Source organism: Allobosea sp. LjRoot90 (assembly GCF_964254315.1).
Classification (GTDB): Bacteria; Pseudomonadota; Alphaproteobacteria; order Rhizobiales; family Beijerinckiaceae; genus Allobosea.
The window spans coordinates 722,179-744,834 of sequence record NZ_CAXUTF020000002.1 but is presented as its reverse complement, the minus strand read 5'-3'; the positions used below and the strand labels follow the sequence as shown (position 1 = coordinate 744,834).

The window sequence follows — 22,656 nt, the reverse complement described above, 5'->3', positions numbered from 1 at the left end:
CTCGCGAGAGCCGGCAAAGGGTCGATTGTGTTGAAAAAGTCCGCTGCAATGCTTCGGGCGAGCTCGGTCGGCTCGAATGTAGAGATTTCATCTCCCTGCAGGTGGTTTTTCTAGTTTTGATGGCTTTTCTTCGAAATAGAAAGAATGTTCTTCTCCTCCAATCGCCGGCGCGAGGTCGCCTCGGAGTTCATCGCCATAGCGATCGGCATGCACTGAGCAATTTTGGGCATGAACTCAAAAGTCGAACGGCCAATACATCGAAAGGGGTGATGAATTTCAGTCTTGATAAGGTTGCAGGCGGAATTGGTTGCAGCGATTTGAAGTGGGAGGTATTTAACGTTCGTTGCTGAAATCCAACGTTAGCGATCGTCGTTGCTTCATTATCTCGTTCCTAGACCTGTGATCAAGGTCTGAACCAGTGCGATTGCCCCCGAGATCGGCCTGAACTGACTGGTGGCCGAATTGTCGACGAGGAAGGTCAGGTCCGCGTGGCGAGCCAGGGGGCTCTCGGGCACGTCGGTCAGCACGAGGATGCGCTTGCCGCTGAGATGGGTATCGAGCGTGATGTCGACCACCGACTGCGTGTAGGGCGTGAACGCGATCGCGACCAGGAGGTCGCGGGAGCGCATGGTGGCGATCTGTTCCGCCGCCATGCCGCTGCCGAAGTCGAGCAGGCTGCACTGACGTTCGCAGCGCGTCAGCCCATAAGCCAGATAGGTCGCGATCGGCCGCGATCGGCGCAAGCCTGCAATGTAGACATGCTCGGCCTCGCGCAGCATTTGCGTCGCCCTCTCGAGGGAGTCTGGCGAAACGGTTCGCCGCAAATCCTCGAGCGAGGCGATGAGCGCGTCGACGCAGCCGTTCAGCAAACCGCCGAAATCCCTCGCCTCGCCCGGCGATACCTGTCGTGCAAAGACCTCTTCGCGAGCGCGGGGTGCGCCTTCGATCAGGCGCAGCCGGAAGACCCGCTGCATCTCCGAGAAGCCGCGATAACCGAATTCCTTGGCGAAACGGATCAGTGTCGATGGCTGGACCTCGAGTTCGCCGGCGATGACGACCACGGTGTTCAAGGCAAAATCATTGGGCTTCTCGAGCGCCGACCGCGCGATACGTTGCAGGTGCGGACTGAGTTGATCGAAGCGATTGCGCAGACGCTGGCGTAGCGCCTCGAACGTCTCCTGCGCGGCCTCTCCCGAAGAGACTGCTAGTATCTGATTGTTGAATGAATTTTCGTTCATTATTTTTTCTAGCCTACTCGCGGCGCGATATAAAGCACAAAATTTACGAGGCTAGTTGACATAACAGAAAAAATATTCATGCTCTTTGAAAATTAGTTCTGGCTTTCGATCAGGCAAGAGGCGGGCTCGAGCCCGCCCGTTTCGGGGAGGACATCATGTCGAAGACCAAGATTTCACGGCGTGGACTGCTCGGCGTCGCCGGCGCCGCTTCCGCGGTTTCGCTGTTTGCCGGCCCGTGGAAGCACAATCGCGTCTGGGCGCAAGGCGCGGCCAAGCCACTCCGGATCGGCATCACGGCCGATGCCAGCGGCATGTATGCGAACTCCGGCGCCAGCGACAAGCGCGGCATGGCGATGGCGATTGCCGAAGCCAATGAGCGCGGCGGCGTTCTCGGTCGCAAAGTCGAGTTCGTCCATATCGACACGGAAACCACGGCCGCGACTGGCAGCCGCGTGGCGGAACGCATGATCAGCCGCGAGCAATGCGGTTTCCTGGTCGGCGCGGTCCATTCGGGCGTCGCCAACGCGATCAGCCAGGTCGCCCAGAAATACGGCGTGATCTACATCAACACGAACTCGTCCTCGCCGACGGAGGCCGGCCAGAACTGCCACCGCGTCAAGTTCGTCTTCGACGGCAACGGCACCAACTTCGCCAAGGCTGCGGTCAAGAGCGCGATCGAGCGCTTCGGGCCGGACTGGATGCTCCTGACCAACGATTATGTCTGGGGTCACGATACCGCCGCGGCGACCAAAGCCCTGCTGAAGGAATATGGCGGCAAGGTCATGGAGGAGGTGCTGATCCCTCAAGGCACCCGCGACTTCACCTCGGCCTTGCTCAAGGTGCAGCAGCGCAAGCCCGGCGTCATCTCGGCGGCGATCGGTGGCGACGACCAGAAGGCGATGCGCCAGCAGGTCGTCCAGCTCAAGATGGGCGACAAGCCGGCCTGGATCAACAGCCAGCAGGACTGGGATGACGTCTATGGCCTGCCGATCGAGACGCTCTTCGGCGTGTTCGGCACGACCTGGTACTATCGCCTCGATCTTCCCGGCGTCGCCGACTTCGTCAAGCGCTACCAGGCGATGTATCCCGAGACCGCCATGCGCTCGCCCGGCAACGTCTTCTACAATGGCTACATGTCGATCCGGGAGCTTCTCGGCGCCATCGAGCGGGCCGGCACGACCAACAACATCGCCGTGATCAAGGCGCTCGAAGGCCACAAGATCTCGGCCAGGGACCGCATGCAGCATTTCGATGCGACGATCGACGCCCAGACGCATCAGGTCCAGCAGACGATCTACCTCGCCACGGCCAACAAGGCGCCGAAGGAGAAGGACGATATCTTCGACATCCTGAGCCAGGCCAAGGCGGAAGATGTCCGCGATACGGACTCAGCCAAGCTCTGCAAGCTCGAATCCTACGAACAGACGCCGACCTTCGACGCCTGATCCGCCTCGCCATCCGCGGCCGTCATCTGGCGGCTGCGGATGACGGCAGCGCTGCCTCTGGACGGATCCGCATGATCGATCTTCTGCCGCATATCATCAACGGCCTGACGCTGGGCCTGCTCTTCGCGCTGATCGCCCTTGGCTTCACCCTGATCGTCGGCGTGATGGAGGTGATCAATCTCGCCCACGGCTCGTTGTTCGCGATCGGCGCTTATTTCGCGCTGACGGTGATCGCCGGCAGCTGGTTCGCCGGAACGCCGTTCGGCGCCTGGTGGCTCGGCCTGCCGCTCGGCCTGCGCTATGTGCTGGCGCTCGCCATCGGCCCGGCGCTCGCCGGGCTCGCCGGCATGCTGCTCGAGCTCTGCCTGCGCCCGACCTATGGCAAGCCGCCGCTCTACGGCCTGCTGCTGACCTTCGGCGCCGCTCTCGTCATCGAGGAGCTGATCCGCCTCATCTGGGGCACGGGTGAGCAGAACCTCGCGCTGCCGCAGGCGATCAACGGCGCCTTCCTGCTGAACGGCATGATCTTCTCGACTTACCGCTTCTTCGCCGCCGGCTTCAGCATCGCCGCGATCATCGCCGTCTGGCTCTTCCTGGAGCGCACCTCGGCCGGCGCCGTGATCAAGGCCGGCGCGCATGACAGCGAGATGGTCCGGGCGCTCGGCTACGATCTCGCCAAGCTCAGGCTCGTCGTCTTCGGCTTCGGCGCGGCACTGGCAGGACTCGCCGGCGTGGTGATGGTGCCGATCTGGGGCCTTCGTCCCCATGTCGGCGTCGACATCGTCATTCCCGCCTTCCTCATCATCGTCATCGGCGGTGTCGGCAGCTTCTGGGGCGCTGTCATCGCGGCGCTTCTGGTCGGCCTCGCTATGGGCATCACCGGTGCCTATGCGGCGGCCTGGTCGACGATGTCGATGTACCTGCTCCTGATCGCGATCCTCGGATTCCGCAGTCGCGGCCTGCTCGGTCGCAAGAGCGCCCTGGAAAATTGACGCCATGATCTCGCTTTCGGATATCCCTGCGCGCCCCTCGGCCTGGATCACGCCGCCGATGATCGTGCTCGCCTTGCTGCTGCTGGCCGCGCCATACCTTCTGCCAGCCGTCGGACTCTACCAATATCTCGGCATCGAGATCGCGATCTGGATCGGCTTCGCGCTCGGGTTCAACCTGCTCTTTGGCTATACCGGCCTGCACTCCTTCGGCCACGGCGCCTATCTCGGGATCGGCGCCTATGCCTTCGGGCTGTTCCAGCACCATGTCACGGTCAGCCTGTGGGGCGGGCTCCTGGCAGCCGTGCTGGCGGCTGGGGTCGCGGGCGCCCTCGTCGGGGCATTCCTCTCCCACCGCCGCGGCATCTACTATGCGCTGCTGACGATCGGCTTCGGCCAGATCTTCTGGTTCCTCGCCATGAAGCTCCATAGCGTCACCGGCGGCGAGGACGGGCTGCTCGGCATTCCGCGCCCGCCGCTGACGCTGGGACCTTGGCAGGTCGCCCTGACCGACAACCGCGCGCTGTTCTACTTCGCCGCTGCGCTGCTGATGATCGTGGTCGTGCTGTGCTGGCGGCTGGCGAACTCGCCCTTCGGCCGCGTACTGCAGGCGATCCGGCAGAATGAGACCCGCGCGCGCTTCGTCGGCTACGAAGTCTGGCGCTTCAAATGGGCCGTCTTCACACTCTCTGCGGTGATCGCCGGCCTCGCCGGAAGCCTGCTCGCGATGGCCCAGCAGAGCGCCTATCCCGATGTGATGAGCCTGCATCAGTCGGGCCTCATCGTGATGATGGTGCTGGTCGGCGGCGGCCTCGTCAGCTTCTGGGGGCCGGTGCTGGGCGTGGTGTTCTACTTCGTCGCCCGCGACGTCCTCGGCGGCCTGACCGAGACCTGGTTGCTCTGGTACGGCCTGATCTTCATGGCGATGGTGATGCTGCGGCCCGAGGGGCTGGCGGGCATGCTGCACAACCTGTCGCGGCGCAGGCCCGCCCTGAAGCCGACTGCAGTCTCCGCGCCCGCGACGGAGACTGCGTGATGGCCCTCTTCGAAGCCCGCAACATCCACAAGCGCTTCGGCTCGCGTGTCGTACTGGAAGATATCTCGCTCGCCTTCGAGGAAGGCCAAGTCAGCGGTATCATGGGTCCGAACGGCGCCGGCAAGTCGACCTGCTTCCATGTCCTCACCGGCCAGCACAAGCCCGATCGCGGCGAGGTGCTGTTCGACGGTCAGCGCATCTCCGGCTTGCCGCCGCAGCGCATCGCCCGGATGGGCGTCTCGCGCTCCTTCCAGCTGATGAACCTGTTCGACGACACGGTGGTGATCGAGAACGTCATGCTGGCGCTGCCGGCCTTCAGAGCACGCCGGCTCAGGGCGATGTCGGCGGTCTTCTCGGATACAGCGCTGATCGACCAGGCGCTGGCGGTGCTCGATCAGGTCGGCCTTGTCGCACGGGCCTGGGACGCTGCAGCCTCGCTCAGCTATGGCGATCGCCGCGCGCTGGAGATCGCCGTCGCCCTCGCGGCCGAGCCTCGCATCCTCTTCCTCGACGAGCCGACATCGGGCCTCGGCGCCGAGGCGACGCGCCGCCTCGCTTTGCTCGTGAAGCGCCTGCGCGACCGCTACACGATCGTGATGATCGAGCACGACATGCGCTTCCTGTTCGAACTCGCCGACAGGATCTCGGTGATCCACTGGGGCCAGGTCATCGCCGAGGGGACGCCTACGCAGCTCGGCGACAACAAATGGGTGCGGCGCTCGACATTGGCGGAGGCGACCCATGCTTGAGGTCCGCGACATCGAAACCTTCTATGGCGAGACGCAGGCCCTGTTCGGCACTTCGCTGCGGGTCGGCGAGGCCGAGGTGGTCTCGCTGCTTGGCGCCAACGGCGCCGGCAAGACCACGACCATCCGCTCGATCCTGGGCTTGACGCCGGCGCGGCGCGGCCAGATCCATTTCGACGGGCAGGACATCACCCGTCGCCCGACCCATCGCATCTCGGCCATGGGCATCGGCTGGGTGCCGGACGACCGCCGTGTCTTCCCGACGCTGACCGTCGCGCGCAACCTGCAGCTCGGCATGCGCAAGACCCGTTTCCGGTCCTGGCAGGTCAGCGAGATGTTCTCGATCTTCTCGGCGCTGGAGCATCTGATGCCGCGCGAATGCGAGAACCTCTCCGGCGGCGAGATGCAGATGGTCGCGATCTCGCGGGCGCTGCTGGGCTCGCCTGGCCTCGTCCTGCTCGACGAGCCGAGCCAGGGGCTGGCGCCCAAGATCGTCCAGGACGTGCTGGCGACGGTGCGGCGCCTCAAGGCCGAGGGCATCTCCGTGCTGATCGTCGAGCAGAACGCGCTTGCCGCGCTCGAAGTCTCGGACCGCGCCTACGTCATGGACCGCGGCCGGATCGTCCATGAAGGACCGGCCCGCGCCCTGCTCGACGACAGCTCCCGGCGCCAGCGCCTGATCGGAATGTGACCATGAGCGCGATGCTTGACGTCAGCCATCTGTCAAAGACCTACACGCGTGGCCGGTTCGACCGGACGCCGACCTTCAGGCTCGATGCGGATTTCAGCATCGAGGAACCGGCGATCGTCGGCATGATGGGCCCCAACGGCTCGGGCAAGACGACGCTGTTCGAACTGATCACCGGCTCGAACAGCCCGACATCGGGCGAGGTGCGGATCTGCGGCCGCGACATCCACCGCGTCCGCACCGACGAGCGCGACCGCCTCGCGATCCACTACCATCAATCCTACCAGGTCAGGCATTTCCGGTCTTTGCGCCCCAACGCCCTGATGGAACGCGCCGGCAGCAAATACCCGCTTGTCCATCTCTTCGACGAGCCGCAGTTCAATACGCAGGATGGCTATATCGGCTTCATGCTCGATTTCTTCCGGCGGTTGCGAGCCGAGGGCCGGCTGGTCTTCCTCTGCGTCCATCCCAACGAGCGCTTCCATCTCGAGATCCTCGAGGAGATCTGCGAGCGCTTCATCTTCGTCAACAAGGGCGTCGTCACGCCACTGCCGGACTATGCCGGCCTGCTCGCTCACGAGCCGGCTCGCGCCTATCTCGGCAATCTGCTGACGGAGCGTGCCGCCGCCCTGGAGCCTGCCGCATGAACCGCTCCGAAGGGCACCTGACGCCGCAGATCGACCTCGACGCGATCGACCGGCTTTTTACCATCCGCGGACTGCGTGTCTTTCTGCCCGGCGGCTACGGTGCGCTGGGCGAGGCGATAGCCTTGGCGATGACGCGGCACGGCGCCCATGTCGCCATCGCCGGACCCAGCGGGGCCAAGGCGCAAGCGTTGGCGGACAGGCTGCGCGGGCAGGGCGTCGAGACCCATGGCTTCGAGCTCGATGCGCGCTACCCGGCCGCGATCGCGGTGGCGACCGACCGTGCTGCCAAGGCGATGGGCGGCATCGACGTGCTCGTCAACTGCGTCGGCATCCAGCGCGAGCAGCGGCTGATGGATGTCGATGAGCAAACCTTCGACGACGTCTACGAGATCAACCTCAAATCGGCGATGTTCCTGGGCCAGGCGGTGGCCCGCCATCAGATCGCGCAGGGCAAAGGCGGCCGCCAGATCCACCTGCTCTCGGTGCGTTCGCAGCTGGCCTTGCGCAATCGCGGCTACTCGGCCTACTGCGCCACCAAGGGCGGTCTCGTCATGCTGGTCAAGCAGCATGCGATGGAACTGGCCGAGCACAACATCACCGTCAACGGCGTCGCGCCGACCTTCATCCAGTCCGAGCGGATCCGCCCTCATCTTGAGCGCGAGGGCTTTCGCGACTTCATTCTCGACCGCAATCCGCTCGGGCGGATCGGCGACCCCGTCGAGGTCGTCGGGCAGGTCATCACCTTCGCCGCGCCGGCCGGCAGCTATATGACTGGCCAGATCGTCTATATCGACGGCGGCGTGACGGCGAGCCAATGACGGGAAAGCCGCTTCGCAGCGCCTGCTGGTTCGACACCGACGACCTTCGCGGTTTCGGCCATCGCTCGCGTCTGATGCAGATGGGCTACGGCGTCGAGGATTGGAACGGCCGCCCGGTCGTCGCGATCATCAACACCTGGTCCGACATCAACCCTTGCCACGCGCATTTCCGCCAGCGCGTCGAGGATGTGAAGCGCGGCGTGCTGCAGGCTGGCGGCTTTCCGCTGGAGCTGCCGGCGATCTCGCTCTCGGAGAATTTCGTCAAGCCGACGACGATGCTCTATCGCAACCTCCTCGCGATGGAGACCGAGGAGCTGCTGCGCTCGCATCCGGTCGACGGCGCAGTGCTGATGGGCGGTTGCGACAAGACCACGCCCGGTCTCATCCTGGGGGCGATCAGCGCCGACCTCCCGGCGATCTTCCTGCCGGCCGGGCCGATGCTGCGTGGCAATCTGCGCGGCGAGGTGCTCGGCTCCGGCTCCGACGCCTGGAAATACTGGGACGATCGCCGCGCCGGCAAGATCGATGCGCAGGAATGGCAGGCGGTCGAGGCCGGCATCGCCCGTTCCTACGGCCACTGCATGACGATGGGCACGGCCAGCACGATGACGGCCATCGCCGAGGCGATGGGGCTGACATTGTCCGGCGCTTCGTCCGTCCCCGCCGCCGATTCCGGCCATATCCGCATGGCGACCGAGACTGGCCGGCGCATCGTCGCGATGGTTGGCGAGGACCTGCGGCCCTCGCTCGTGCTCTCGCTCGCCTCGTTCAAGAACGCCATCGCCGTCGCGATGGCGATGGGCTGCTCGACCAACGCCATCATCCACCTGATCGCGATGGCGCGCCGCGCCGGCCAGGATATCGGCCTCAGCGATTTCGAGGCGGCGAGCCGGACCATCCCCGTGCTGGCCAACATCCGCCCCTCCGGCGAGCGCTATCTGATGGAGGATTTCTACTATGCGGGCGGCCTGCCTGGGCTGATGAGCCGGCTAACGTCGCGTTTATCTCTCGATGCGCTGACCATAGAAGGGCGCACGCTCGGCGCCGCGATAGAGGGCGCGCCGATCTGGAACGACGACGTCATCCGCCCCCTCGACAGGCCGGTTTCGACGGAACCGGCGCTGGCCGTGCTCTATGGCAACATCGCGCCGCTGGGCTGCGTGATGAAGCCGTCGGCGGCCGAGCAGCGCCTGCTCAACCATACCGGCCCCGCTCTCGTCTTCGACAGCTATGCACAGATGAAGGCTGAGATCGACGATCCCGATCTGGCCGTCACCGCCGACACGATCCTGGTGATGCGCGGCGCCGGCCCGCAGGGCGGCCCTGGCATGCCGGAATGGGGCATGCTGCCGATTCCGAAGAAGCTCCTCGAGCAAGGCGTGCGCGACATGCTGCGGGTGTCTGATGCCCGGATGTCGGGCACGAGCTACGGCGCCTGCATCCTGCATGTCTCGCCCGAGGCCCATATCGGCGGCCCGCTCGCTCTCGTCCGCAGTGGCGACCCCATCCGCGTCGATGTCGCGGGCCGCAGCATTTCGCTTGGGATCGACGAGGCCGAACTCGCGCGCCGGCGCGCCGCGCTGCGCCTCCCCGAGCCGCGCTTCGAGCGCGGCTATGGCTGGATGTTCTCGCGCCATATCGGCCAGGCCCATGAGGGCTGCGACTTCGATTTCCTGCAAACCTCGTTCGGTGCGCCCGTGGGCGAGCCGGACATCCTTTGATTGAGTTGGAGATACCCATGTCCAATCCTGCGCCGAAGCTTCTCATCGGCGGCGAGTTCCGGTCGGCTACCGCGCTGCCCGCCCTCTCCGTCTGCAATCCCTGCACCGAGGAATTGCTCTGGACGGCACCGCGTGCAGGCGCGGCCGAGGTCGAGGAGGCGCTTCACCATGCGCGCGCCGCGCTCAAGACCTGGTCGAAGGTCCATGGCTGGGAGCGCGCCAAGGTGCTGCGCGGCATCGCCCGAGCGATGGAAGCCCGCAAGGGTGCACTGGCCAGCGCGCTATCCTATGAGATCGGCCGGCCGATCGCCCAGTCCGAAGGCGAGGTGCTGATCGCGATCGAGCAGTTCGACTGGTTTGCCGGCGAGGCCGAGCGCCTTTTCGGCGAGACGATTCCCTCGCGCCAGGGCGGGCGCCTGGCCACGGCGCTGGAGCCGGTCGGCATCGTCGCTGCCTTCACCGCCTGGAATTTCCCGATCAATTTGCTGGCACGCAAGATCGCTCCCGCGCTCGCCGCCGGTTGCCCGATCATCTGCCGGCCTTCCGAACAGACGCCACTGACCTCGACCCTGATCGCGGAGGCCTGCGTCGAAGGCGGCGCGCCGGCCGGCACCGTCCAGATGCTCTTTGGCCCGGCCGAGACGATCACGCCCGCTTTGATGGCGGCTGAGGAGGTGCGCAAGATCTCGCTGACCGGCTCGACGCGCGTCGGCCAGATGCTGCTCGCCGAAGCCGCCAAGACCGTCAAGCGCTGCTCGATGGAGCTCGGCGGCCATGCGCCCGTCGTGATCTGCGAGGACGCCGACGTCGACAGCGCGGCGACGTTGTGCGCGCAGTTCAAGTTCCGCAATGCCGGCCAGGTCTGCATCGCGCCGAACCGCTTCTATGTGCATGAGAGCCTGGCCGAGCGCTTCGCCAGCGGCATGGTCAAGGCGGCCGAAGCGCTGGTGCTGGGTGACAGCCAAGACCGGGCGACGACGATGGGCCCACTGACGCTCGCCAGTCAGCGCGACCGGATCGAGCTGCTTTCGGCCGAGACCGAGACCTCAGGCGCGAGGCGCCTTACCGGCGGACGACGGCCCGCCAGCCGCAACAAAGGCTTCTATTTCGAGCCGACCGTCTTCGCCGACGTGCCCGACACCGCCCGGATCATGCACGACGAACCCTTCGGCCCGCTGGCGCCGATCGCCACTTTTCGCGACTTCGACGACGCGATCGCGCGGGCGAACGCGACGCCTTATGGGCTCGCCGCCTATGGCTTCACGGGCAGCCAGCGCCATGCCGAGGCGCTCAGCGCCGGCCTCAGCGCCGGCATGGTCGGGATCAACACCTTCATGATCGCCCATGCCGAGGCGCCCTTCGGCGGCATCAATCATTCCGGCATGGGGCGCGAAGGCGGCCGTCAGGCCATCCAAGACTATCTCAACGTCAAGCTCACGCATTTCATATCGATATGAGATGACCTCGAACTGGCGCCCGGCAAAGGCCACAAATGCCCTCCACCGGCCGGAAGAAATGCGCCAGCTACAGACGTTGAGGAGTTGTCCAAAAGCTGACGTTCGTCGCTCGGCTGCACGAGGTCAGCATTGGGCGCATGGGGCCGAACCGACTTGGCCATTTTCGCTCTCGCAGCCTGGCCCAGTCGAAAGTCGGAATTGATCAACTGGCCGCCCACCAAACCGGCAGCGGGCCAGTGGCAGACAACTCAACGATGTATTAGGGTTACTCTGATCCTCCCAATTGGGGCAGGCCTAGATTGCTTTGGTGAGGATGACTGACCAACTGGAATCGCCGCGCACCCTCCTCGCCTTCGATGGCTTCGTCCTCGACCTCACGCGTGGGGTTCTGACTGCTGAGGCGCGGGAGGTGGTGCTGCGCCCCAAGACCACGGCGGTGCTCGCGCATCTGCTCGCACATGCCGGCCAGATCGTGTCGCGTGACGCCTTGCTCACCGTCGTCTGGGGCGATGTTGCCGTCTCGGACGACAGCTTGACGCAATGCGTTTCGGAAATCCGGCGCGCGCTGGGAACCGTCCAGGCGGACATGCTGCAGACCCACGCACGGCGGGGCTATGTGATGGCGACGCGGTTGCGCCCGGTTGGGCCAGCCGCCGATCCGTCAGGGCTGTTCACCCCGGGTTCCGGCCCCAATGCCGCAACGCCGCCCGGCTCGGAAGCACCGATGCAGGCTGGCAGTCGACCGCGCAGCCGCGTGGCCTGGGCCGCCCTTATCGTGGGTGGCTTCGGTCTCGTGTTTTCGGCCGCCGCCTGGATCAGCGCAAACCGCCTGCCCGCTCCGGCAGCGCCGTCCGTTGTGGCATCTGCGGAGCCCTCCTCTTGGGACGAGGCGCGGCGACTGCTGGCGGAAGGGCGGACCGCCCAGCAAGGCGACGGGACCTATGAGGAACGCCTGCGTGCGAGCCTGCCGCTGTTCATCCGCGCGCTCGCGGTCGAACCGCGCCTGGCGGAAGCGGCGTCCGAGGCGGCCTTCGTCCATACGAATCTGCGCACCACCGGCGCCAGTCGGGACCGGGAGGGGGACTTACGCGAGGCGGAGCGCTTTGCCGCCCTGGCGATGGCGGCAAAGCCTGAAGCGTCCCTTTCGCTTGCGTCCCAGGCGGCCGTCCTGAGGCAACACCGCCGCTTCGCCGAGGCGATCGTTTTCTACGAGCGCGCTGGCGCAGACCCCACCCGGGTCGTGGACCGTGCCAATGCCGGTGTCATGCATCTGATGCTGGGCGACGCCGAATCCGCCCTGCTGCCGCTGCGCGCCGCCTTGCTGGAAAAACCCGTTCACCAGTTCGCGGCGACATGGCGGGTCTATCTCGGCTTGGCGAAGCTGATGACCGGGCAGCCGGACGAGGCAGCCGATGACTTTCTGACGTCCACCGGGCTCAATTTTCCAGTTGAGGAACGGCTTTTTTATCGCCTGGTTGCGCTGCAAGGCGCCGGTCGCCTGGCCGAGGCGCAGGCGCTTGATACCAATCTGCGGCAGCGGGATCTGGCGCTCCTGGCGCGTCCGCTGCGGGCGCTTGGCATGTCGGATGAGGCCGCCTATCGCGCCCGTTTCGAGACGGCGGTTCTGGCCCCGTTGCACCGGATGGGCTGGGCCGAGGTCGGCCGTTAGGAGCGGCCATTGTCAGCTTGCGCCTGAGCCTCGGCCCGGTTCCAACCCCGCATCATCGAAGCCTCGCAGCCTGCGAGATGATGAGGTCCAGGCGGTCTTCGCCTCCTTCGGGCGTCGCTATCGCATTGCCGCGATCCATCCGGCACGGGCGGCTGCGGAAACGGGCATCGAACCACCGGACAGCGGCGGTGGCGACGTCTACGGCAGCGGCGCAGCTACCTATGGCGTCGGGCATGAAGCTGCCGAAGTCCAACGCTCTCGAAAGCGTTGAGCGGCGAAGCGTTGCGCCAGTCAGTCGGTGGCTCCGTTTGCGGGCGAATTGTCCCTGATCAGCCGAAATATGGTTGCGGGACTGCAAAAAAGGCGCCTTCGGCGAAACATCGAGGACAAGCCTGTCCCGCTGAGTTTCGGGTAAATTTCGGATATTTTTCGTTCGGGTTTCAGGACGGGTGCCGCCACGTCCGCCTAGTTCCGCGCAGGGGTCATGTCGCCCTGCCGGAGACCTCGCCATGAAGCGCACTGCGGCCCTCCTGAAACTGTAGCCCCGCTTAACGGGTCCACGCACGACCGGCGCTGCAAAGGCCGGGAGCTTCAAACGCGATATCTGGGCTGCGGGGAATGTGTTTTGGTCTGTATTCTGGTCTCATCCAACCGCACTCTTTCGCGCAGCGATCGCTCCCTGAATGTCTCGGAACGCCGCCGCGGCCTGCTTGCCGCCACCGCGCTCGTCAGCGGCCTATCCATCGCCCTGATCGTCGCTGGCGCCGTGCCGGCAGCCGCGCAGAGCGGCGGCAATGGCGGCGGTAGCGACAACTCCTGCAGTGGCGGCGCAGGTGGCGCTTACGGTCAACCCGGTGCAACCGGCGGCATCGCCACCCAGGGCGCTGGCCAAGGCGGCGGCGGCGGCTGTGGCGGCGGCGGCGGTAGTGGCGGCGGCGCCGGCGGTAGCGGCACCGCGGGCTTCGACTATCCGCCCTTTGACACGGGCGGCGGCGGCGGCGCGGGTGCCGGGGCCGGGGCGACCGGCGCGGCTGGGGGTGACGGGACGGCAAGTGGTCTTGGTGGCGTTGGTGGCGGTGGCGGCGGCGGTGGTGGCGGTGGCGGTGGCGGCCTTACCGGGCTGACGATCGCGGGGCCGGCCAGCAACGTAACGCCTTTGGCCGGCGGGGCCGGCGGGGCCGGCGGGGCCGGTGGCAATGGCGGCGGTCCAGTCAATGCCGGCGGCGGCGGCGGCGGCGGTGCCGGCGGCGACGGCCTGCAGCTGACCGGAGCCAGCACGGTCATGTCCAACTCATCGACCATCAGCGGTGGCGCCGGCGGTGCGGGCGGCCTCGGCGGTTCGGTCGTCACGCCGGTACCACCACCGGGGCAAGGCGGCTTTGGCGGCGACGGCGGCACCGGCGGCGCCGGCGGCAACGGCGTCACGGTCATGGATCTGGGTGTGATACTGACGAACACCGGTAGCATCCTGGGCGGCGCCGGCGGTGCGGGCGGCAATGGCGGCGCCGGAGGCAGCGGCCTCCATGACGGCCATCCCGGCTCAGCTGGCGCGGGCGGTCAAGGCGGCGCCGGCGTTGCCGGCAGCGGACTGACCATCAACAACGGCGGGCTCATCGCCGGCGGGTCGGGGGGCGGCGCCGGCGTTGTTGGCAGCGGCCTGACCATCAACAACAGCGGAACCATCGCGGGCGGATCGGGCGGCAGTGCCATCAACTTCACGGGCGGCGCCAATACGATCAACCTCCAGAACGGCTGGGCTCTGACTGGCGCCATCAACGTCGCCGGCAGCGTGGCGTTCAATCAATCCTCCGATGTCACCCTGTCCAATCCCATCACCGGCTCGGGGTCGGTGATTCAGAACGGCGCGGGCAGGCTCACGCTCACGAATGTCAACACATACACCGGCTCGACGACGGTTAGCGCGGGCAGCACTTTGGCCCTTGCCGGCAGCGCCAAAATTTCTGCTTCGAGCAGCGTGATTTTGACGGCGGGCGCGGTTTTCGACATTTCGGCCGCGACGACCTCTGGCACCGACATCGGGTCGCTGGCCGGCAACGGTGGAACCATCCTGCTCGGCGCCAACACGCTGACCGTGAATACGGGAGTCGCCTCCACGACGTTCGACGGCGTGATCAACGGAAGCGGCAACCTCCGAGTCGTCGTCACGCTGGGCGGGACCCTGACCCTGACCGGGAACAACGGATACACGGGGAGCACGCTCTTATCGCTTGCCACGCTGGCATTGAGCGGCACCGGCAGCCTCGCGGCTTCGAGTGGCGTGGACCTATCATATCTGGGTCATCTCGACATTTCCGGTGTGGCGGGTCCTGGTACGACCATCCGATCGCTGACCGATGACTACTTCAGCGGGTTCGGTGGAACGGTATCGCTCGGCGCCAAAACGCTGACGCTGTCGAACGCTTCCGGCGTGGTCGCCGGCTCCATCAATGGCAGTGGCGGGTTGACGCTGACGGCCGGGACCGAATTCCTGATCGGGGTCAATGGCTATACCGGCGCCACCACCATCAATGGCGGCACTTTATTGTTGGCCGAAGCCGGCAGCATCGCGGCTTCGAGTGGCGTGATACTGGCAACGGGCGCGGCGTTCGACATTTCCAATTCGAACACGCCTGGCGCAACCATCAAGTCGCTCGCCGGCAGCGGCGGGACCGTGACGCTGGGCTCCAAGACGCTGACGCTGTCGAACGCGCATGGCAGTTTTGCTGGCGACCTCACCGGAAGCGGCGGGTTGGCGCTCACGGCCGGGACCGAGACCCTGACCGGCGCCACCACCTACACGGGCGGCACCACCCTCAACGGTGGCACGCTGGCGCTGAGCGGCGCCGGCAGCATCGCGGCCTCGAGTGGCGTGATCACTGCAGCGGGCGCGGTCCTTGATATCTCCGCTTCGACGGGCGGCGCGACCATCCAGTCGCTGGGTGGCACTGGCGGAACCGTGACGCTCGGCGCGAATACGCTGACACTGTCGAACGCCACTGCCGGCTTCTTTGACCCCTCCGGCACATTCGCCGGCGCCATCAATGGAAGCGGCGGGCTGACGCTGATGGCCGGCAGTGAAGCCCTGGTCGGGATCAATGGCTATACCGGCGCGACAACCATCAATGGCGGCGTTCTGGCTATAGCCGGCAATGGCAGCATCGCCTCGTCCAGCGGCGTGAACCTTGCGACCAATGCGGGTCTCGACCTCACTTGGGCGAACTCCAACGTGACCATCAAGGCGCTGGCTGGCACTGGGGGCACCGTGACGCTCGGTTCGCGCACGCTGACCCTTTCAAACGCCTCCGGAACCTTCGGCGGTGCCATTTCGGATGCGGGCGGGGTGACGCTCGCGGCCGGCACGCAGACTCTCTCCGGCGCGAACACTTATTCGGGCGCGACCACCATCAACGGTGGCACCCTGGCGCTGAGCGGCACCGGCAGCATCGCGGCATCGAGTGGTGTGAGCACGGCAGCGGGCGCGTCCTTTGATATTTCCGCTTCGACAGGCGGTGGCGCGACGATCAAGTCGCTGGCCGGCACCGGCGGCACCGTGGCGCTCGGCTCCCGGACGCTGACGCTGTCGAACGCGTCAGGCACGTTTGGCGGTGCCTTTGTTGGAAGTGGCGGGCTGACGCTGACGGCCGGGACCGAGACCCTGACGGGGAACAGCTCGGCCTTCAGCGGAACGGTCAATGTCAATTCCGGTAGGCTACTGATGGGCGCGGGCGGAACGCTCGGCAACGGTGCGGCCGCGGTCAACGTCAACAATGGCGGCACGCTCGGCGGAACCGGCACGGTCGGCGGCAATGTCGCGGTCAATGCAGGCGGCGTCCTGTCCGCGGGCTTCAGTCCGGGGACACTGACCATCAGCGGCAATCTGGTTCAGAACGCCGGCGCAATCAGTAATTTTGAGCTTGGGCAGCCCGGTGTCGTTGGCGGCGCGAGCAATGATTTTGTGAATGTCGGCGGCAATCTTTCGATGGGCGGCACGCTCAACCTCGTCGCGGCGACGGCAGGCTGGTACCGCCTTTACGAGGTGGCGGGAACGATCTCCGGATCCTATGGCACCGTCAATTCCGGAGCGTTGAACCATACGATCTACACGACGATCCCGAACCAGCTGAACGTGCTGCTGGCCGGGGCCGGTCAGATCGTTCAATTCTGGGATGGTGCCGATACGGCCGGCAACGGGACCGCCAATGGCGGAACCGCGACGTGGAATGCCGGCAACACGAACTGGACTTCGCTGCCCGGCGCGCAAATTAATGACCAATGGCGCGCGGGCGTCGGCATTTTTGCTGGGACAGCGGGAACGGTCACCGTCGCTGGCGCGCAGAACATTCAGGGTCTGCAATTCACGGTTGGCGGCTATTCGCTGATCGGCGGAACGTTGAACATGACCGGCGATCCCTTCAGCGATCCGGCCAAGAGCTTTATCACGACCGATGCAGGCGTCACGGCGACGATCGACTCGACCATCGCCGGCGCTGGCATTGGCCTGACCAAGCAGGGCACCGGCACGCTCGTCCTGACCGGCACCAACAGCTATGATGGCGGCACGACCATCAACGCCGGCACCTTGCAGCTCGGTAATGGCGGCACCACCGGCTCGATTGTCGGCGATGTCACCAGCAACGCGATCTTTGCGATCAACCGCTCCGACACGGTGACCTTTGGCAATGTCGTGTCCGGCACCGGCGCACTGCATCAGAACGGCACCGGCATGCTCGTCCTGACCGGTACCAACACTTATACGGGCGGCACCACGATCAGCGCCGGCACCTTGCAGATCGGCGATGGCGGCACCATCGGTTCGATTATCGGCGATATCACCGACAACGCGGTCCTTGCGATCAACCGCTCCGACACGCTGACACTGCCCGGCGACATCTCGGGCACCGGCGCGGTGCAGCAGAACGGCACCGGCACGCTCATCCTGACCGGCACCAACTCTTATACGGGCGGTACCACCGTAAACGCCGGCGCCTTGCAGATCGGCAATGGTGGCACCACCGGTTCGATTGTCGGCGATGTCACCAACAACGGCGTCCTTGCGATCAACCGCTCCGACGCGCTGACGCTGCCCGGCGACATCTCGGGCACAGGCGAACTGCAGCAGAACGGCACCGGCGTCACCACGCTGGCAGGCGCGGCAAGCTATGTCGGCGCGACGGCGGTCAATGCCGGCACGTTGCGGGCGAATGCGGCCAACCGGTTCAGCGCTGCAAGCACGGTCACGGTCGCGGCAGGCGCCGCCCTCGACGCCAACGGCTTCGATCAGGCCATCGCCTCGCTCGCCGGCGCGGGCAATGTGGCGCTCGGCGCCGGGCGGCTGACGCTCGCCAACGCCGCATCCACCACATTTTCCGGTACGGTCGCCGGCAGTGGCGGGCTGACGCTCGCCGCCGGCACGCAGACCTTGTCTGGCGTCAGCACCTATACCGGCGCGACCGCCATCAATGGCGGCTCGCTGATCGTGAGCGGCTCGATCGCCGCGTCGTCCGGTGTCACCGTGGCAGCCGGCGCCATGATCGGCGGCTCGGGCCAGCTGCCCTCGATGATCGTGCACGGCACGCTCTCCCCCGGAAATTCGCCGGGTACGCTGACGGTGAATGGCAATCTCGTGCTGGGGGCGGGCTCGCTCTATCTCGCCGAGGTACAGGGCGCGGTTTCGGACCGGATCAACGTCACCGGCACGGCCTCGCTCGCCGGCACGCTGCGGCTCGTGCCGCTCGGCGGCGCCTATCTGTTTTCCGCACCCTACACGCTGCTCTCGGCGGCGGGAGGGCGCACCGGCACCTTCAGCCCTGTCGACACCACCGGCTCCTTCGGCGACGGCGTCACCGCGAGCGTCGCCTATACCGCGACCGACGTGCAGCTGACCCTGACGCCGAAGTCGCTGGCGCCGATCATTGTCGATCCCGCCCCGACGCCACCCACGCGTCTTGGCTTGAGCCGACCAGCCAATGCCTATGCGGTGGCACTGGGCATCGACGCGGCGGTCGCGAACGGCGCCGATCCGTCTGTGCTCTTCGCGATCTACAACCTGCCGGCGGCCGCCATTCCCGGCGCCGTGAATCAGCTCTCCGGCGAGACACACACCGCGGCGACTGCGATGGCCAACAGCGCGGCGGGGCAGTTCCTGCGCACAATGCTCGACGGATCGGGCGCCGGCAGGCTCGCGGGCGCCGCGAGCGGCCCCGGAGGCGCGGCCGGCTTCACAGCCGACCTGCCATCGAGGCAGGAGGGGCCGGGACGGACGAGCCTCGACCCGGCGCGCTTCTCGCTCTGGGGCGCGACATTCGGCTCGACGGGTCGCACTGACGGCGACAAGGTCGTGGGCTCGTCGAACCGCAACCTCTCCGACGGTCATGTCGCGGTTGGAGCCGACGTCAGGCTTGGCTCCAACACGGTCGCGGGTATCGCTGTCGCGAACGGCCAGTCGCACGCCTCGCTTTCGGGTGGGCTCGGCAAGGCGAAGGCTGATGTCTTTCAGGCCGGGCTTTACGGGCGCACCACGCTCGGCACGGTCAATGTCGCCGCCGCGCTCGGCTATGCCAGGCTCGACACCGACACCACTCGCGCGATCCCGGCGCTCGGCCGCACCGGCGTTGCCGCCTCCTACGCGACGCAGGCCTGGAGCGGCCGGATCGAGGCGAGCCTGCCGGTCATCACCTGGAGCGGCATCACGCTCTCGCCGCTCGCCGCCTTCCAGGCCGTGCGGGCGAGCAGCCCGGCCGCAGTCGAGCGCGACGGGTCGGGCGCGACCGCAGGCATGCTGACGCTGGCGCGGCGCTCCGACATGACCAGCCGCAGCGAGCTCGGCCTGCAGCTCGACGCCAACCTGATCGCGGGCGCCTCTCCCGTCACGGGCTTCGTCCGCGCCGCCTGGGGCCATTACTACCAGCGCGACGCCGACCTCACCGCCTCGATCAATGGGCTTGCCGGAGCCAGCTTCGGCGTCACGGGCGCAAGGCCTGACCGCAACGCGGCCCTGCTCGCGGCGGGGGCCGACATCAAGCTCAGCCCCAGCGTGAGCCTTGGCATGCGCATCGACTCCGAGCTCGCGGCAAACACTCGCCGCATTGGCGGTACAGCCCAGTTGAGAGTCAGCTTCTGAGCCAAGCGATAGCGTTTGGACCGCTGCTGGCAGGCATCGTACCGATGCGGAGCGAATGGCGCCATCTTCGCCGTCTCGGCCTCGCAGGGCGCTCCACGGGTTAACCTACCCACAAGCAGACATTCTGGATGTCGGGAATGGGCCAATTTGCGACATCGATCGCCTCAGCTGCAGGGAACTGCGGTTCTCTCCGACAACCGAAGCAGAGGGCTCTCGCGCCGAGAATGGCTCCCGGAAAGCGCCAGTTCTTTTGAATTTTCGCTTTACGAGAGAGACCGCCCCAGCGCTAACGCCCGGACATGCCGGCGAATTCGCCACGGCCTGCAGCATATGTGGGAGGTCGAGAACTAGCTGGCGGACAGGGCGGGATTGTGCCATCCGCGTCGTTAGTCTGGATAAATCAATGGCTTAAGAGCCGCTTATGTTGATCGTGTGTACCACTCCTGTGGTCCACCGTCGAGGCGCTCAGCGGGCGCCGTCGCCCCGGTATTTCCGGCAGTCGGCCATCATCGCCTCGGTCGTGAGCAAACCAGTGAAGGTGGCGTTCTCGGGCTGGATCTCGCGCTCGCCTGACCGGCCGCCAAAATGCCGGGGCGATGACGTTCTCCGCCCTGGCTCGCCCCGACCACATTGCCCGCGCTCGTTCCGCGGAGGACGCAGCCTGACATAGGCTGGAAGCCGCATGGCCAGGCGGGGCAGGGGCTGCCTTCATCCTGCCGTCGCGAAGGCCCGTGTGCCCTTGACTCTATCTATATGTTCAAACATTCTAACATATAATCAAAGATAGAGCGTTGGGGGATGACATGGCGACGACGAGGCGGGAGTTTCTGGTAGCTGCGGCGGCGGGCGGCCTTATGGCGCAGCCGGGATGGGCGGCGGCGCCCGGCATTACGATCGTGATCAATCAGTCGCCATGGCTCGGCGGCTTTGCCAAGCTCGTCGAGCTCTACACCAAGGAGACCGGTAATCAGGTCAAGCTGGACGTGAATCCATTCGCAGGCGCGGCCGAGAAGGCCCGGAATTCCGTGCGCTCGAGCGAAGGGCTCTACGACCTCATCCCGATCAACTCGGCCTATCTCGCCGAGTTTTACTATGGCGGCTTCCTGACGCCGCTGAACGAGATCGACCCGGCCTTCAAGCTCGATCCGGAGGTTATCTCTTACGACGATACCTCATGGTGGGACGCCGCCCGCAAGGCCAATACCTCCACGACCGGCCGCCTCTATGGGGTGCCGATCAACGGTAATGTGCCGGTCCTCTATTATCGCCGGGATCTGTACGACCAGCATGGCTTGAAGGTCCCCACGACCTGGGAGCAGTTGCTTGCCAACGCCCGCGCCTTGCACGATCCGCCGCGCGTCTACGGGATGGTCCTGCGTGCGGCCCGTAGCGCGTCCGACATCTCCTATGACTGGATGCCCTATCTCCATTCCTTCGGCGGAGCGATCTTCCGGGATGAGAAGGGCGGAGATTTCACCGTCACCCTGAACGATGCCGCGGCCAAGGCGGCGCTCGACCAGTATCTTGCGATCGCCAAGGCCGTCTCGCCACCTAATCCGGGCAGTTTCACGCAGACGGCTGTGGTCCAACAGCTTCTGACCGGCAAGGCCGCTCACGCCATGAACGTGATCGCGGCCTGGTCGCAGGTCGACGACCCCACGCGCTCGGCGGTCGTCGGGAAGATCGACGTCGCCGTCGCTCCGCATGGCCCGGGTGGCAAGCCGGCTCCGACGCTCGGCCATTTCATCGGCGCGATTCCCCGGAACGTTCCGCCGGAGCGCAAGAAGGCCGCTCTCGCATTCCTGGCCTGGTTTCAGACGCGGGAAGCCCAGACCCGTTATGCCGAATTCGGCTCGCCTCCCGTGCGTCGTGACGTGCTTGCCGGTCCGCTCAGCACGGAGCCCCGCTTCCGCTTCATGAAGGCGCTTCTCGACAGCGCGCCTTATGCCCGAATGATGCACACGATTCCGGAGGGCGCGCAGATCAACGCGGTCCTGGAATTGCGCCTGAATCAGGCGGTGATCGGGGAGACCGCGGCGACCGAAGCTCTCAACCTGGCAGCGCGCGAAATCCACGAGATCACGGCCAAGGGCGGTTATCGCACCGGCTTGCTGGCGCCGCTCTAAGGCCTTGGAGATGCGAGCGCCCAAGATGCCTTCGGAGGACGCTGCTGTCATGGCCATGGCCCGCGCATCCTGGTCGGACACGGGCTGGTCGGACCGGACATGGCGGCTGGCCCTGCTGGCGCCGCTTCTCTTCATCCTGGCAGCGCTGACATTGCTGCCGATCGCCGAGCTCGTGGTGATGAGCTTGCACCAGATCTCCTGGAGCGAGGGCCGCTCCCGCTGGGACTGGGCCGGCCTGCGCAACTATGCGGACCTCTGGCGGGACGCCCTGTTCCACAAGGGGCTGGTCAACACCACGATCTTCGCGCTCGTCGCCGTAAGCCTGCAGATGACGATCGGCCTCGGCCTGGCCCTTCTGACCAGCCGGATCGCGCGCGGACGGGCCTTCTACCGGGGCGTCCTGCTCCTGCCGATCCTCGTGCCCGGCATCGTTGTCGGCGCGATCTGGAAACTGCTCTACAGCCCGGATTTCGGCGCCATCAACCAGATCGTCGGTCTCGTCGGCATCGAGCCACGCGACTGGCTGGGTGAAGGCGCGCTCGCATTGCCGGCCGTCATCGCCGTCAATGTCTGGCACTGGACGCCGTTCTGCTTCCTGCTCCTTTTCGCCGGGATCGAGAATCTGCCGCGCGACGTCTACGAGGCCGCGGAGATCGATGGCGCATCCGGCTGGCAACGCTTCCGCCACGTGACCTTGCCCCTGCTGATGCCGACCATCGCGGTCACCCTCGCATTTCGCCTCATCACGGCCTTCAAGGTCTTCGACGAGGTCTACCTGCTGACCGGTGGCGGCCCCGGCACGGCGACGGAGGTCGTCAGCTTCAGCATCTATCGACGCTTCTTCACCGAAGACCGGGCCGGCTATGGCTCGGCGCTGGCGATCGTGACCCTCTTTCTGCTCGCGCTGGCGGTCATCCTGGCGCAGGGCGCGGCGCGGCGTCGCCGGGAGGCCTGAG

At 66.1% G+C, this 22,656-nt stretch carries 14 protein-coding genes; 13 read left to right on the top strand and 1 reads right to left on the bottom strand.

Annotated features, from left to right (window positions below; all coding sequences use genetic code 11):
• Window positions 1-380 precede the first annotated feature (380 nt).
• A complete protein-coding gene (locus ACSQ3M_RS10315) occupies window positions 381-1,238 on the bottom strand; it encodes a MurR/RpiR family transcriptional regulator (protein WP_436149968.1) in 858 nt (285 codons plus the stop codon).
• A gap of 155 nt (window positions 1,239-1,393) precedes the next feature.
• Here ACSQ3M_RS10315 and ACSQ3M_RS10310 point away from each other — a divergent pair, with 155 nt between their 5' ends.
• From ACSQ3M_RS10310 to ACSQ3M_RS10250, 13 genes are all read left to right on the top strand, one after another.
• Window positions 1,394-2,683, top strand: coding sequence for an ABC transporter substrate-binding protein (locus tag ACSQ3M_RS10310; protein WP_436149967.1), 1,290 nt, complete (start codon window positions 1,394-1,396; stop codon window positions 2,681-2,683).
• Between the two features lie 71 nt (window positions 2,684-2,754).
• Window positions 2,755-3,675: a branched-chain amino acid ABC transporter permease gene (locus ACSQ3M_RS10305; protein WP_436149966.1), complete on the top strand. Its 921-nt coding sequence runs from the start codon at window positions 2,755-2,757 to the stop codon at window positions 3,673-3,675.
• A 4-nt stretch (window positions 3,676-3,679) separates the two neighbouring features.
• Window positions 3,680-4,708, top strand: coding sequence for a branched-chain amino acid ABC transporter permease (locus tag ACSQ3M_RS10300; protein ID WP_436149965.1), 1,029 nt, complete (start codon window positions 3,680-3,682; stop codon window positions 4,706-4,708).
• Window positions 4,708-5,457, top strand: a complete 750-nt coding sequence (locus ACSQ3M_RS10295) for an ABC transporter ATP-binding protein (protein WP_436149964.1) — start codon at window positions 4,708-4,710, stop codon at window positions 5,455-5,457. The genes ACSQ3M_RS10300 and ACSQ3M_RS10295 overlap by 1 nt, the downstream gene beginning before the upstream one ends.
• Window positions 5,450-6,145: an ABC transporter ATP-binding protein gene (locus ACSQ3M_RS10290; protein ID WP_436149963.1), complete on the top strand. Its 696-nt coding sequence runs from the start codon at window positions 5,450-5,452 to the stop codon at window positions 6,143-6,145. The genes ACSQ3M_RS10295 and ACSQ3M_RS10290 overlap by 8 nt, the downstream gene beginning before the upstream one ends.
• 2 nt (window positions 6,146-6,147) lie before the next feature.
• Window positions 6,148-6,789, top strand: a complete 642-nt coding sequence (locus ACSQ3M_RS10285) for an ATP-binding cassette domain-containing protein (protein WP_436149962.1) — start codon at window positions 6,148-6,150, stop codon at window positions 6,787-6,789.
• On the top strand, window positions 6,786-7,607 hold the full coding sequence (locus tag ACSQ3M_RS10280) for an SDR family NAD(P)-dependent oxidoreductase (RefSeq protein ID WP_436149961.1): 822 nt from the start codon (window positions 6,786-6,788) through the stop codon (window positions 7,605-7,607). The genes ACSQ3M_RS10285 and ACSQ3M_RS10280 overlap by 4 nt, the downstream gene beginning before the upstream one ends.
• Window positions 7,604-9,328: an L-arabinonate dehydratase gene (araD, locus tag ACSQ3M_RS10275; RefSeq protein ID WP_436149960.1), complete on the top strand. Its 1,725-nt coding sequence runs from the start codon at window positions 7,604-7,606 to the stop codon at window positions 9,326-9,328. The genes ACSQ3M_RS10280 and araD overlap by 4 nt, the downstream gene beginning before the upstream one ends.
• Before the next feature lie 17 nt (window positions 9,329-9,345).
• Entirely contained in the window at window positions 9,346-10,785 is a 1,440-nt protein-coding gene (locus ACSQ3M_RS10270) for an NAD-dependent succinate-semialdehyde dehydrogenase (protein WP_436149959.1), read from the top strand.
• A 313-nt stretch (window positions 10,786-11,098) separates the two neighbouring features.
• Window positions 11,099-12,454, top strand: a complete 1,356-nt coding sequence (locus tag ACSQ3M_RS10265) for a winged helix-turn-helix domain-containing protein (protein WP_436149958.1) — start codon at window positions 11,099-11,101, stop codon at window positions 12,452-12,454.
• Window positions 12,455-13,079: 625 nt separating this feature from the next.
• Window positions 13,080-19,574: an autotransporter-associated beta strand repeat-containing protein gene (locus ACSQ3M_RS10260; protein WP_436149957.1), complete on the top strand. Its 6,495-nt coding sequence runs from the start codon at window positions 13,080-13,082 to the stop codon at window positions 19,572-19,574.
• An 803-nt stretch (window positions 19,575-20,377) separates the two neighbouring features.
• Window positions 20,378-21,700 (top strand): extracellular solute-binding protein, encoded by a 1,323-nt coding sequence (locus ACSQ3M_RS10255; protein ID WP_436149956.1) that lies wholly within the window; start codon window positions 20,378-20,380, stop codon window positions 21,698-21,700.
• Between the two features lie 49 nt (window positions 21,701-21,749).
• The gene (locus ACSQ3M_RS10250; RefSeq protein WP_436149955.1) at window positions 21,750-22,655 is read left to right on the top strand and encodes a carbohydrate ABC transporter permease; all 906 of its coding nucleotides are present in this window, start codon (window positions 21,750-21,752) and stop codon (window positions 22,653-22,655) included.
• The last annotated feature ends 1 nt before the right edge of the window (window position 22,656 follow it).

Bases quoted from the DNA above. Each gene is read 5' to 3' on its own strand.
- ACSQ3M_RS10315 (WP_436149968.1), bottom strand. From the start codon at position 1,238: ATGAACGAAAATTCATTCAACAATCAGATACTAGCAGTCTCTTCGGGA.
- ACSQ3M_RS10310 (WP_436149967.1), top strand. From the start codon at position 1,394: ATGTCGAAGACCAAGATTTCACGGCGTGGACTGCTCGGCGTCGCCGGC.
- ACSQ3M_RS10305 (WP_436149966.1), top strand. From the start codon at position 2,755: ATGATCGATCTTCTGCCGCATATCATCAACGGCCTGACGCTGGGCCTG.
- ACSQ3M_RS10300 (WP_436149965.1), top strand. From the start codon at position 3,680: ATGATCTCGCTTTCGGATATCCCTGCGCGCCCCTCGGCCTGGATCACG.
- ACSQ3M_RS10295 (WP_436149964.1), top strand. From the start codon at position 4,708: ATGGCCCTCTTCGAAGCCCGCAACATCCACAAGCGCTTCGGCTCGCGT.
- ACSQ3M_RS10290 (WP_436149963.1), top strand. From the start codon at position 5,450: ATGCTTGAGGTCCGCGACATCGAAACCTTCTATGGCGAGACGCAGGCC.
- ACSQ3M_RS10285 (WP_436149962.1), top strand. From the start codon at position 6,148: ATGAGCGCGATGCTTGACGTCAGCCATCTGTCAAAGACCTACACGCGT.
- ACSQ3M_RS10280 (WP_436149961.1), top strand. From the start codon at position 6,786: ATGAACCGCTCCGAAGGGCACCTGACGCCGCAGATCGACCTCGACGCG.
- araD (WP_436149960.1), top strand. From the start codon at position 7,604: ATGACGGGAAAGCCGCTTCGCAGCGCCTGCTGGTTCGACACCGACGAC.
- ACSQ3M_RS10270 (WP_436149959.1), top strand. From the start codon at position 9,346: ATGTCCAATCCTGCGCCGAAGCTTCTCATCGGCGGCGAGTTCCGGTCG.
- ACSQ3M_RS10265 (WP_436149958.1), top strand. From the start codon at position 11,099: ATGACTGACCAACTGGAATCGCCGCGCACCCTCCTCGCCTTCGATGGC.
- ACSQ3M_RS10255 (WP_436149956.1), top strand. From the start codon at position 20,378: ATGGCGACGACGAGGCGGGAGTTTCTGGTAGCTGCGGCGGCGGGCGGC.
- ACSQ3M_RS10250 (WP_436149955.1), top strand. From the start codon at position 21,750: ATGGCCATGGCCCGCGCATCCTGGTCGGACACGGGCTGGTCGGACCGG.